The organism is Kitasatospora griseola (assembly GCF_044999035.1).
Lineage (GTDB): Bacteria > Actinomycetota > Actinomycetes > Streptomycetales > Streptomycetaceae > Kitasatospora > Kitasatospora griseola.
This window is the reverse complement of record NZ_CP173360.1, coordinates 2,355,760-2,368,241: the sequence shown is the minus strand read 5'-3', so window position 1 is coordinate 2,368,241 and position 12,482 is coordinate 2,355,760. Positions and strand designations below refer to the sequence as shown.

At 67.2% G+C, this 12,482-nt stretch carries 8 protein-coding genes; 1 reads left to right on the top strand and 7 read right to left on the bottom strand.

What is annotated here, in order from left to right; translation table 11 throughout:
- The first annotated feature begins 146 nt into the window (after positions 1-146).
- The gene (fusA, locus tag ACI1MP_RS10805) at positions 147-2,210 is read left to right on the top strand and encodes an elongation factor G (RefSeq protein ID WP_404868549.1); all 2,064 of its coding nucleotides are present in this window, start codon (positions 147-149) and stop codon (positions 2,208-2,210) included.
- 62 nt (positions 2,211-2,272) lie between these two features.
- On the opposite strand, the gene ACI1MP_RS10800 is transcribed toward fusA, so the two are convergent.
- The 7 genes from ACI1MP_RS10800 to ACI1MP_RS10770 all read right to left on the bottom strand — a co-directional run bounded on the left by ACI1MP_RS10800 (position 2,273) and on the right by ACI1MP_RS10770 (position 12,309).
- Entirely contained in the window at positions 2,273-2,713 is a 441-nt protein-coding gene (locus tag ACI1MP_RS10800) for a very short patch repair endonuclease (protein WP_404868548.1), read from the bottom strand.
- 110 nt (positions 2,714-2,823) lie between these two features.
- Positions 2,824-3,933, bottom strand: coding sequence for a DNA cytosine methyltransferase (locus ACI1MP_RS10795; protein ID WP_404868547.1), 1,110 nt, complete (start codon positions 3,931-3,933; stop codon positions 2,824-2,826).
- A 146-nt stretch (positions 3,934-4,079) separates the two neighbouring features.
- Complete coding sequence (locus tag ACI1MP_RS10790; protein ID WP_404868546.1) at positions 4,080-5,900, bottom strand: DUF6339 family protein; 1,821 nt, start codon at positions 5,898-5,900, stop codon at positions 4,080-4,082.
- 1 nt (position 5,901) lies between these two features.
- Positions 5,902-6,795, bottom strand: coding sequence for a hypothetical protein (locus tag ACI1MP_RS10785; RefSeq protein ID WP_404868545.1), 894 nt, complete (start codon positions 6,793-6,795; stop codon positions 5,902-5,904).
- Positions 6,792-8,729: a hypothetical protein gene (locus ACI1MP_RS10780; protein WP_404868544.1), complete on the bottom strand. Its 1,938-nt coding sequence runs from the start codon at positions 8,727-8,729 to the stop codon at positions 6,792-6,794. Before ACI1MP_RS10780 ends, ACI1MP_RS10785 begins: the two co-directional genes overlap by 4 nt.
- Positions 8,729-9,754, bottom strand: a complete 1,026-nt coding sequence (locus ACI1MP_RS10775) for a PD-(D/E)XK motif protein (protein ID WP_404868543.1) — start codon at positions 9,752-9,754, stop codon at positions 8,729-8,731. The genes ACI1MP_RS10780 and ACI1MP_RS10775 overlap by 1 nt, the downstream gene beginning before the upstream one ends.
- The gene (locus tag ACI1MP_RS10770) at positions 9,751-12,309 is read right to left on the bottom strand and encodes a Z1 domain-containing protein (RefSeq protein WP_404868542.1); all 2,559 of its coding nucleotides are present in this window, start codon (positions 12,307-12,309) and stop codon (positions 9,751-9,753) included. The genes ACI1MP_RS10775 and ACI1MP_RS10770 overlap by 4 nt, the downstream gene beginning before the upstream one ends.
- Between the last annotated feature and the right edge of the window lie 173 nt (positions 12,310-12,482).

Sequence of the window (12,482 nt, the reverse complement as noted above, 5' to 3'; positions counted from 1 at the left end):
ACTGTCGGCGGGCCGCCCCACCGCCCATGTACTGCGTCGCGCTGCGCCGCGGTGCACGTGCGGGCCCGGGGCGCGGGGGTGCTGCTCGGCTGCTCCGGTGAATCGCGCTGCCCATTTCAGGATCCACCTCCGAAAGGCATCGGGCCATGCGCACCGACCTCACCCTCGCCACCACCAGCACCGTCTCCGTCCGCAACCTCGGCATCCTCGCGCACGTGGACGCCGGCAAGACCACCGTCACCGAGCGCATCCTGTTCCTGACCGGGGCGACCCACCGGCGCGGCGAGGTGCACGACGGCACCACCGTCACCGACTTCGACCCGCAGGAGCGCGACCGCGGCATCACCATCTTTGCCGCGGCAGTCAGTTGTGACTGGGACGGCCACCGGCTGAACCTGATCGACACGCCGGGGCACGTGGACTTCGCCGACGAGGTGGAGCGTTCGCTCCGGGTGCTGGACGGCGCGGTGGCGGTGTTCGACGCCGTCGCGGGCGTCGAGCCGCAGAGCGAGTCGGTGTGGCGGCAGGCCGACCGGCACGGCGTGCCGCGGATCGCGTTCGTCAACAAGATGGACCGGCCCGGTGCGGACCTGGACGAGGCGGTCGCCTCGATCCGGGACCGGCTCCACCCGGTGCCGCTGGCCGTGCAGTTGCCGATCGGCCGGGAGGGCGACTTCACCGGCGTGGTCGACCTGCTCCGGTTGCGCGCACTCACCTGGCCGGACGGCGCCGGCAGTGCCGAAGGCGTACAAGTCTCCGACGTGCCCGCCGAGTTGGCGGCCGAGGCGGAACGTCGACGGCAGGCACTGGCGGAGACGGTGGCCGAACTGCACCCGGCGGCGCTGGAGGAGTACTGCGCCACCGGCACCCTCGGCGCGGACAGCCTCGCGGCCGCGCTGCGCCAACTCACCGCCGACGGACAGGCGGTGGTGGTGCTGTGCGGCTCCGCGTACCGCAACCGCGGCATCGAACCACTGCTGGACGCGGTGACGGCGTACCTGCCGTCGCCGCTGGACGTCCCGCCGGTGCGCGGCGACTGGCAGGGCGCCGTCCAGGAACGTCCGGCCGATGCCGAACAGCCTTTGGCGGCACTGGTGTTCAAGGTGAACGCGAGCACCACCGGTCGACTCAGCAGCCTGCGGATCTACTCCGGCACCCTACGGAAGGGGGACACCGTGCTCGACGCGCGCACCGGCCGCACCGAGCGGATCGGCCGCATCCTGCGGGTGCAGGCCGACCGGCACACCGAGACCGACACTGCGGTGGCCGGCGACATCGTGGCCGTCGTCGGGCCCAAGGCCGCTCGGGCCGGCACCACGCTGTGCGCGCCCGGCGCCCCGCTGGCGCTCGAACCGGCCGTCGCCGCCGACCCGGTGGTGACCGTCGCGGTCGAGGCCCGCCGCTCGGTGGACACCGACCGGCTGGCGGTCGCGCTGCTCCGGCTCGCCGAGGAGGACCCGTCCCTGGTGGTCGGGACCGACCCGGAGAGCGGGCAGCGGGTGCTGTCCGGCCTCGGTGAACTGCACCTGGAGGTGGCGGTGGAGAAGCTCCGCCGGCTCGGGCTGGAGGTCACCGTCGGCCGACCGCAGGTCGCCTACCGCGAGACGCTCTCCCGCGCGGTCGCCGGGCTCGTCCTGCGGCACGTCAAACAGGACGGCGGCGCAGGGCAGTTCGCGCACATCGTGGTCGACGTCGAACCGCTCGGCGAACCCGGCACGGACGGCTTCGAGTTCCGCTCCACCGTCACCGGCGGGCGGGTCCCGCAGGAGTACGTGCAGGCCGTCGAGGCGGGCTGCCGGGACGCCCTCGCGGACGGCCCGCTCGGCCACCCCGTCACCGGGGTCCGGGTCACCCTCACCGACGGGGCGACCCACGTCAAGGACTCCTCCGACCTGGCCTTCCGCACCGCCGGCCGGCTCGCCCTGCGCGAGGCCCTGCGGCGCGGCAGCCCGGTCCTGCTGGAACCCGTGGTGGACGTCACCGCGACCGTCCCGCAGGACACCGTCGGCGGCGTCCTCGGCGACCTCTCCGCCCGCCGAGGCCGCGTCCACGGCTCCGCCCCCCGCGGCGCCACCGACGCAGCCCTGACCGCCACCGTCCCCCTCGCCGAACTCTTCGGCTACGCCGGCGCCCTGCGCAGCCGCACCCAGGGCCGCGGCACCTTCACCACCCACCCGGCCGGCTACGCCCCGGCCCCACGCGAGCAGTAACGGCCGCGCAAACGGCGGCCCCGCCCGAAACTCCCGGGCGGGGCCGCAATGCACTTGGGCCGCTACGAATGCGACGGCCGGGCCGGACGGGAACGGCGGGACCGGACCAACTCCGCGACCGTGTGGGCGACTTCCTCGGGGGATTCGTGTTCCCAGAAACGGAGGACGGTCCAGCCCTCGGCGGTGAGGTGGGCGGTGGTTTCGTGGTCGCGGGAGATGTTGCGGTCGAGCTTGGTGCGCCACCATTCGGCGTTGGCCTTGGGGCTGGTGGCGTGATCGGGGCAGCCGTGCCAGAAGCAGCCGTCCAGGAAGACCGCGACGCGTGGGCCGAGGAAGAGGATGTCCACGGTGCGGCGCGGCAGGCCGGGGACCTTGGCGTTGACCCGGTAGCGCAGGCCCGAGGCGTACAGCAGACGCCGGACCGCGAGTTCCTGGGCGGTGTCCCGGGAGGACTGGCGGCTCATCCGGGCGGCGACGGACAGCGAGGACGCGGTGGGCGGCATGTCGCCAGTATCCGCCGGCCCTACGACATTCGGGGGTGCAGATTCGCGCGGTTGTTCAGCGGCGTCGCGCGATGACCTGGTGGACAGCGGCGCGACGCAGCTCGACCAGATCAGTAGTCGTAGTGCAGCTTGATCGCGGCTTCCAGATCGTCGCGGCCGATGTCGAGCGCCGAAGCGAGGATGTGCATGCCCAGCCGTGGCGGTACGGCGTTTCCGATCTGCTGGGCGATGACGCTGCGAGCGCCCCTGGTGTCCACGGTGTCGCCGTTCTTGCGCCGCCACGGATAGTCGAGCGGGAAGGTCTGAAGGACGCCCAGTTCGGGAAGGGAGAAGGTTCCCAGAGGCTGCTCCCCCCACACCAGCTTGTTGCGTGAGGCCTTGCCGGTCACGGTTGCCGAAGGCTGGTCGTACCGCCGTCGCCCACGCGCTCTGGGGTCTCCGCCGGTGCCGTAGTTGGACACGACTTCGAAGAGGTCGTTGCGTCCCATCGCCTCCTGCATAGTGACCCAGGGCAGACGATCCAGGTCCCCGGCATGACGGCCGACGCCCTTGCGGTAGCGCCGGTGCGACGGGTCGGGAAGCAGTGGGTTTCCGACGAGTAGGGAGTTCTCGCCGGCCCACCGAGCGATGAGAACGGCACGGCGGCGGGTCTGGGGCACACCGAATTCCTCGGTGTGAAGGACCTTGGGTTCGGCGACCGCGTAGCCCTTGCTCTCAAGGATCCTTCCGAAAGCCTGCCAGACCGGGAGTACCGCAGGAACCTGCTCCAGAACGATGGCTTCGTAGGGCAGGCCGTCGATGAGTGCCTCGAGGGCCCATCGCAGCGGTTCCAGAACCAACCCGGTCCGTTCGTCGCTGAGTTCCCCGAGATCATGTCGGATCGCGGCGAATTCCTCGGCATACCGGCCCGGCTGCACCCCGGCGTATCGCCTGGCGAATTCAAGTACCTGATCCAAAGCCGCCCTGCCTTCACCGTTTCCGGCAACGGTGAAGGTCTGGCAGGGCGGGCCGCCGACGAGCACGTTGGCTTCCCGGAAGTGCGACGGTCGGTACTTGCGGACGTCGTCGGACACAGTCGGAAGGGCAGCCGCGTCGCGAGTGGCGCAGGCATCCTTGTCCCATTCGATGCCCGTGACCACGGGGACACCCAACGCCTTTGCTGCCGTGTCCAGTCCTCCGGGGCCGGCGAACAAATCGATGATCTTGAAGGGCGTGGGCACGCGGATTCCTTGCACGACGGAGGGAAGGCGAGCACCGGTCTCCCGTTGCTTGCCAGGTCACGGACTCAGGGTCGGTCCCATGCTAGCCGGCGGGTGTGGGACAGCGGCGGGCATGGGGGCTGTTGCTCGAACTGCTTCGGATTCTCCTAGCTCGCATCGAGGGCGTGGGCCAACGCGCGGCCAACGGCCTCGGCAAGGGGCGGCGGCAGAGCATGACCGACCTGACGGTACTCGGCTGTTTTGCCGCCGACCAAATGCCAGTGGTCGGGGATCGCCTGGATCGTTGCCGCCTGTCGCACCGTGAGTTTGGGTTGGAAGTCGGGCGGGGCATCCGGGCCCGGAGGCTCGTCGGCGAGGCTGTTGCCGTTGACGCCCAGGGCTGCCCAGGCCCGCTTGCTCCCCGTCGGACCGAGGTCCGCCCCGCCTCGGTTCTCCGAGCCACCTACGAGTGCCGGTGCCGGGCGATCGGCTCGTGCGGCCCATTCCCCGGCCCACTGCCATCCGTTGCCGGCCATGGATGTCCTGAGAACTTCACCGACTGTGGGGGCAAGTTGACTGGTGGGTTGCGGCCAGCGGAAGGCCGAACTGTGCGGTTCGCGGAGAGCAGCGAGGAATCCACTTTTCCGATTCTGGGGAACCCCGAAGTCTGCGGCGTCCAGGACCGCCCAGTGGAGTCGGTAGCCGGCTCGGGCGAGCTCGGACTCGATCCAGGAACGGTCGAGGGCGAAGGCCGGGCTGTCGACGAGGTCGGGAAGATTCTCCAGGAGGATCGCCCCAGGTCGGATGCGTATGGCGAGTCGAAGGGCCGCCGTGAGTACCTCGCGCGCCTCGGTGTCGTCGGTCCGGTGTCCCGATGCTGCGGACTTGATCCGCGGCAGACCGCCGCTGAGCAGGTCCACGTGGGTTGTTGCCGGGTCGAACCCGACTAGGTCGCGGCACTGCACGTTCCAGTGCGGACGATTGAGGCTGATGGTGGCACAGGCTTTGGCGTTGCGGTCGATCAGTACGACCGGATCGAAGCCTGCGAGTTCGAGCCCGAGTGCTTGAGCACCCGCTCCGGCGCAGATCTCCAGAGAAGTGAACCGCCGGGGTTCTTTGCGACGACTTGTCGCTGCCAATCGGCCTGTGGGCTGCGAAAGGGGCACGGTTCGGTGCAAGCTCGGTACTGACAGCACGTTGGCGGGAGGCTCCGGCTGGCCGTTCTTCACGGATATCGTTCGTCGTAGCGCCGTCACCGATTCCATGGCCACGGCCCGCAGTTCGGCATCGAGGGCCTGCTCGTCGATGCCGTCGAAGAGGACGAACGGAGCGAGGCGGAGGAGCCTCTTGAGGAAGTCGCGAAGTGAGTCGCGTTCGTTGAGGCCAGTGAGGTTAAGGTCCTTCCATACCCGGAGAATGGCCCTGACCAGTTGTGGGCTTCCACCGAGGGCGGCGCGGCGGGCATAGATCTGGTCGAAAGCGGCCTCACCCAGGATCCTGAGAGCACCGTACGGTTCGGGATCGTCGGGGGCACGCACGAGTTGGGCACGCCACCACAGCCGGCCGAAGACGTGCCGGGTGAGGTCCGTGCCCAGGACACGGTCTCCGGGCGGCTGCGGGTAGCGCCAGAAAGCGATGTCCGGGAGCAGGACCAGGGCGAGAAAGGCCCAGACGTCCCGGGCGGCGGCCTCGGCAGGCACCATTCCCATCTCGGCGTGCAGCAGCGCGGCAAGGCGGAGATCGAACTCGGCGTTGCGCACGCGGTCCGAGTCATCGGGGAATCCTGCGTTCTTCGCGAGGTCCACGATGCCCGTGCGGAGTTCCCGGAGCCGGTCGGCAGGGATCCGGTCACCGCCAGTCGCGACATAGACCGCCGAGTTGTGCGAGGTGGCGGCCCGGCCGGTCAGCTCGGCGATCGCCAAATCCCGATATTCCTCGAACAGCGGTGCCGCTTGCCCGGCGAGCAAACGTGGGTAGAGGAAGCTCACGTCATACCTCGAAGATCTTGACGGCTGCTTGCAGGTCGGAGGCGAACAGTGCTGGTGACCGTCGTCGGCGCAGACCGATGTCTGTGATCGACTGCTCGGGAAAGAGCCGGTCGAACAGGCCCAACAGTGTGGCCCCCAGCGAGCCGTCGGGGAATTCGGCATCACTGTCGAAGTCGATCTCGCTGAGCGCGTACTCGATCATGATCCGTGCCACGTCCGCATAGACCGCGGAGAGAATCACCCGGTCTATCGGACGTGGCTTGCCCGCGTTCTCGAACGCCGTGGTGGTGATCGTGTTCCGCTCGTTGACGAGTAGAAGGAGGGATCCCATTGTGGCGCTCTCCAAGCTCCCGCTGATCTGGAGGTGCCATGCCGCGTCGTCCGGGAAGGAAGTCCGGCCAAAGTCGATCACGGCAATGGGGAACTGTGGGGCGTCGCCCTGGAGGCGCAGGGCCTCCCGGTCGCTCCACAGGACGGAGCCCGCCCTGCGAGGTGACGCGGGGAGGCCGTCGATGCGCCGCTCGCTCAGGACGAGGGCTGTGTCGAGAAGGACCAGCCCCCCCAGGCCGGCGCCGCGCAGCAGAAAGTCGAGTTTCGCGGTGACCGTGCCGCCACCGGTCAGGCGTAGACGTTCCGCCGGTCCACCCAGGTTGGAGCCGGTGGCTGTCCACACCACGGCCAGCGTGAGTGCGGTGTCGGCTGGGAGACCGGATTGTGATCGTGCTCGATCCAGGTCAACACGCACCGTCCTACGTAGATGCAGGTCCATGTGGTAGTCCCAGTCCGGCAGGGCCTTGGGGGCTGGGACCTCGCCGTCCGAGGTCACCAGCAGCCACGGCTCGACTGTGACGACATCCGTGGACGGGACACGATAGGGAAGAACGCGGCGGGTCACCGGTTCCTCACCGCTTCGGCCCTGACGCCGATCTCCGTCATGGTGTCCGCGGCCGGCCGTACGAGGGCGCGCCAGACGGCTTCACCGCCGTTGATCTGGCACACCTCATCGGTGTGCAGAAGGCCGTCGCCGTCCTCCCAACCCAGAAGTAGGGGCATACTCGCTCCAACAGGCGGATCGGTCTCCCGGCCACCTGTGCCGGAAAGCGTTACTGCCAGATCGATCCGTACCTGTTGCGGCCCCGGCACCGGGAGCCGGAATTCCTGGACCAGCACCGAGTCGTCACCCAGATCGTCGTAATACGGCTCACCGACGTATTGCACACGCGGGCGCCGATTTGCGGTGCCGGTTTCGGCGCTTTCACCAGCGAATGTGTGTCGAGCGGTATCGGGATCGCCCGATGGGGCCGCCCCGGAAGCCGTCGGCTGCTTGATCTGCTCGCGCTCCCTCCCCTGCCGGGCAACAGGTACGGCGGTACTGCCGGGCTTGGAGTAGGAAGTGGATCCGCCGATGCCCCACGCCCCACCTACCAGTCCGGAGAATCGGGAGCTGGCGGCGCCCAGTGCGACGTGGCTGGCCCCTGGACGGGCGACCCCGCCGAGCGAGAGCAGGTCTTCCAACGATTCGCCGATGCGCCGGAAGGTCGTTTGGACGAAGGTGCTTTCCGGCCGGTCCAGCGACTGCGGGTTCCACGCGTCATGTGTGGGCGGCTCGGCTTTCGCATAGATCTCGTCCATGGATTCGTCCGCCCGAAAGACCCCGGCGTAGCACTGGTTCTCACTGGGTGGCTTGGGCCCGGGGCGGTAGGTGACGACGAGTTCTGCCGGACGCATCAGACAGACGTGGTGGACGAGGTTCTCGATGTCGAGCATGCGGGAGGCGTGGGTCGGTTCCAGTGGCGGCATGATCCTCTTTACCAGCCCGAGGCGCCCCAAATGCCGCTTGGGCCGACTGCATTCCAGATCGCGGCCGTCCGGACCGGACATCATCTCGTAGGCTGCGACGAAAAGACTGAGTGGGCGGGTCTCCCTCGGGTCGGGCACACGGTGCTCCACGCCGTCGCACGTGACAGAGAAATGCATTGTGGCGGGCTTGCCGTCGGTGGAGATCATCTTGGGCCAGAGGTGCCACGCGATGGTGTCGGCCAGATAGTCGGCAGCAGCGGCTGGTGCGAGCTCGTCCAGGTTCGGATCGACGACGACAATGGTCGTCCCGGTCTCCTGGGGCTCGAAGGGCTTGAGGCCCAATTGTTGAGCGACGGCTTCTGCTGCAGGTCCGACCAGCGGCTCGACGACGTCGTCGGAGAGGTCGCCCCACCAGTGCCGACCGGTGTAGCGCCGTTCACCTTGAGCCCCGGCGGCCACATAGCTCTTCCAGAGCGTGCAGCCGATGAGCCGGGTCTCGTAGCCGCCCTCCACGGTCCGGCAGCGAGAGTGGACCAAGATTGTTCCGGGTTTGGAGAGCAGATAGAAGATGCCCTTCCCGAATCCGTACGTGCCACCGCCCAGTGCGGTGTCGCGCGGTTCGCCCATGTTGCGGATGAAAGAGACGAAATCGCGCTGAGATCCCACCGCGTCGTCGGCGCGCGTCGGGCCTCCCAATCCTCGGGTGCCGCGGTCGGACACTGCCAGGACCCGTATTGGGCCGGGCCTGAGTGTCTCGCGCAGCGGAAACTGCTCGGATGCAGCGGGGGCGCCGTTGAGTAGCAGATTCCGCCATGTTTGGGCGCGCGCCGCACCGACTGTCCACATGTCGATCCGATAGTCGACCGGGGTGGACGTCGGCATGACACGGGCGTCCCAACTGTTCTGGGCGGACTCGCGCACCAAGATCGTGAGCAGGTCGAGCTCCGGGCGTCCGAGCTGGTTCCGGATACCTTCGGCTGCGCTCGCGCCTTCCGGCGGATAGGGCTGGGAATGCCAGCGGGGCTCCATCACACGGACTCCTGAATCATGCTGTCGATCACCTGGGTGACCCCGTCGATCATCATGGGGGCGGGAGCCGTACCGGAGAGGTCGATGGTGTATTCGACATCGAGGACCGACACCGGAACACCGGCCGCGAGGAGTGCTCGGCCGGTGAGTCCGGGGAAGCCGGTGCCGACGTGGTACCACCTCTCCTCATGTACGGCGAATCTCACGTTGCCGTAGCAGTGGGCGTCGGAGAGAAGGTAGCCGGCCCGTGCCAGCATTTCGAGCAATGCGGCTTCGTCGTCGCAGAGTCGAAGCGCCTCTTCTGCTGTTTCGGTGACCGTGGCTCCGGCACCGTTCGCATCGGCGCGGTGAAGGCGGAGCCACGCCAGACAGAGCAGCCCGTCGTCCGGTGCCTCGAGCTGGTCGAGCCCGTGGATCCGTGCCCTTCGGCCCTCGCTGCCCGTGCTCGTTTTTACTTCGAGGGCCGTGGTTCCTGAGAGGAAGTCGTGGCGATACCTGTCAGGCCCGCGCCAGAAGCGGTGCGCACTCGGGTCCCTCCGGAGAAGTCGGTTAAGCACCGTCAATTCACCGAACAGGCTGGCGAGTTCTTCCGGCCCCAACGGTGGCGATTGTGTGCGAAACAGCTTCTTCCACCTGTCGAGCACACGGTAGAGAGCCTTGACCGGGCTTTCCGGCAACTCCTCCACGGCGCTCAGAATGTCGACGCACAGCTCGGTGAAGAGGTCCCCGAAGTCGACACTCAGACAGGCGAGATCGGCGTAGGTACGGTAGGTCTCCGCGTCCTCGAGTGGCCGCTTGTGCAGTCTGAGCACGGGCCCGTCCATGCCTGATCGGACCTTGCGGGAGGGGGGTATTGGTACGAGAACATGGCGAAACCCGTCGTGGTCGACGGCCACGGCCAACGGCCCGTTCTCGGTCCCCACAGGCAGCTCCGCGACGCGCAGATGGCGCTCACCGGTTGTCCGTTCGGCCTCCAAGGCGGACCATAGCTCCTCGACGATACTGCGGAGCTCGGTGTCGTTCACAAGTCCTCACCGTCGAGGATGCTGTAGTCCTCGTCCTCGAGTCGAACACCGGACAGGTCGGCAGAGATGTATTTCTCGACTGTGCTGTCGCCGTGTCGAGGCTCCGGGAAGACCAGGCCGACGCCGATGACGTGCTCCTCTGCGTTCAGCGGCGCACGCAGCTTCTTGGACGGACTCGGTTCCGACAACCTGTCGATCGGATAGAGAACCAGCAGACCGGTGTCGGGGAGTTGCCGGCGGCGCTCGTCCATAATCCCCTTCTCGGTCAGCTTCCCGGTCTCTCCCGTCAGGTCGACTGCGGCGTCCGGACGGCTCATCAGCGTCTTGATATCGGCGAAGTCCGGAGCGGCATTGGGGAGTTCCAGGCGGGCGCGACTGATTCGCCCGACACTGATGCCGGGGGCAAAGATGAACTCCTCCCCCTGGGGGGTGCCGATGATCGCGAGGTTCCACCGGGTGAGCGATCCCGCAGTCGAGACCCGCTTCCGGATGTAGTCGATGATCAGGTCGGCGTCGTTCTCCTGGGACTTCTCGTGGAAGTTGTACGCCGCCAAAAAGTCGATCACCAGGTCGTACGGCACATCGCGGAAGACGTATCGGCTGCCGTCAGGACGTCCCTCCACCTTCACCACGCTCGTGGTGGCGGTGGTGACCAACTCGCGTGCGGCTCGGATGTTCTGGCGCAGCCAGTCGGCGTTGGTGTGGAAGTAGTGGGTCTGCACCCGCTTGCCGCCGTAGGACGAGGCCGCCGTGATTGCGTTACGCATCTTTGCGGCTGCGGTAACCCGCAGGGCGGGATGTGTGCGCAGGCGTACGGCGAAGGTGAGCGGGTTCTCCGCCTCGGTCATGTAGATGTCGATGTCGCGGCGCATCTCGGCCTCGACAGTGGCCAGATGCCGGAACCACTCCGCCAACTCGTCCGTCATCCAGATCCGTGGCAGGTCTGCGTATCCGTTGCGGAAGCCGAACCACCGGCCCATTTGCAGCAGTGTGTCGTAGGCCGAGACGGCACGGACGAAGTAGCTGACCGACAGGCCCTCGAGCGTCAGTCCGCGGGAGAGCGTGTTTCCGCCCACGGCGATCGCCACGACCGGGCCGTTCTCGTAGTCGAGACGGTCCTCGCTGCTGGAGTTGTCCATGATGATGCGGCAACTGTCCAGTACTCCGGGCAGCTCGGACAGCAGCTGCTCGAATGGCACCTTGGTCTCACCGAAGTCGCCGGCCGGAACGCATGCTGTCTCCGTCTCCCACAGGTCGCGCAACCGTGCGAGGAGGACGGGGTCGGCGACGGTCAACGCGTGTGCGGCCCGGTCGCGCAGATGCTCCATGGGCCTTTTGAAACTGTTGTGCACCGCAGTGTTGACGCTGGTGTGGATCAGCATGGTGTTGTGCTGATTCCCAGTACCACGAATGCGTCGGGCGGCCGTGACCAGCCAGAAGTACTCGACCGCCTGGCGGAGGGTGTCGGTGATGATCGGTTCGAAGCCTTCGACATCGGCCTTGGTCTCGGGGCGTACGGCGGGGACATCCCCCTCAGGGACCGACCTGATCATGTCGTAGCCGTCGTCGACCTGCTCGGGATCCTCGCCGTCAAGGGCGTACCGGCCGAACAGGACTTCGGTGCCGAAGTGCCCCACCGGCTTGGGGAGATTGACGACGAAGTCCTTCGGGTAGAGGTCCTCGGCGCTGGGGTCGATCAGCAGGTTCGCGAACGGCGAGGCCGTGTACCCGACATAGGCCGACTTCGGCAGGTGACTCATGATCTGCAGGATCAGCGGGTTGATCGACTTCGTTGCCACCGTAGCTTGATCGGCCTCGTCATCAATGATCAGCGCAGGGCAGTCCTCGAGATATTCCGATGCCTCTTCGAGCCAGGTGGCCAGCTTGCGGAGCACCGTCGCGTTCTTCTTCACCACGCACAACACCCGGGTCCTGTTGCTGCGTCCGAAGTACGAAGCGGGGTTCTCCCGGGGTGTGAAGTCCTTGTCGAGCCCGGTCAGCTGGGACCACATCGAGGGGTTCTGCTCCACCAGCTGCTGCGCCAGTCGCGCCTGGGTCTGGCGCCTGAGCCCGTTGTGGACGCCGGCCAGGATGATGAACAGCTTATAGCCGCGGTCTGCAGCCTTGGCCACGACCGAGGTGAAGTTGGTGGTCTTGCCGGATTGCACGTAGCCGACCACGAGGCCCCGGGTGGCGAATGCCTTTTCCTTCGGGTGGTTCAACAGTGAGATCACCCGGGTGGAGGAGTCATCAAGGCTCCGGATTGCGGGCTCCTCGGACCAGCCGTCCTTTCGCAGCAGGTTCTCGATCGCCGGCCAGCACCTGTCCTTGGGCTGTGGCCCTGTATACCAGGTGTCGCGGTTGCCCATGATCACGGCGTGTGGCTCCTCGAGCTCCCTGATTCGGATCGTCTGTTGCTCGTGCCGCTCGCGGATCTGCTCAACGATGGTCGCGCTGATGCCGAGTTGTTCCAGGCGCTTCACCGCTTCGGCAGGAGGGAACGACTCCAGGAGCGCCTTGAACGTCTCGTACATCCCGTCGAACTCGTCGATCATCGGACTCGACCATCCCCCACTCTTGTTCGATACCGCTGGCACTGTCGTCGAGCGTGCGGGACGCTCGTATTGATCATCCCGTAAAGGCCGTACGCGAGTTGAGGCCTTCGCCGGCGCATCGTCGTCACATCGTGAGTACACGGTAGCCGTAGCGCAAGCGTTCGATAAAAGAC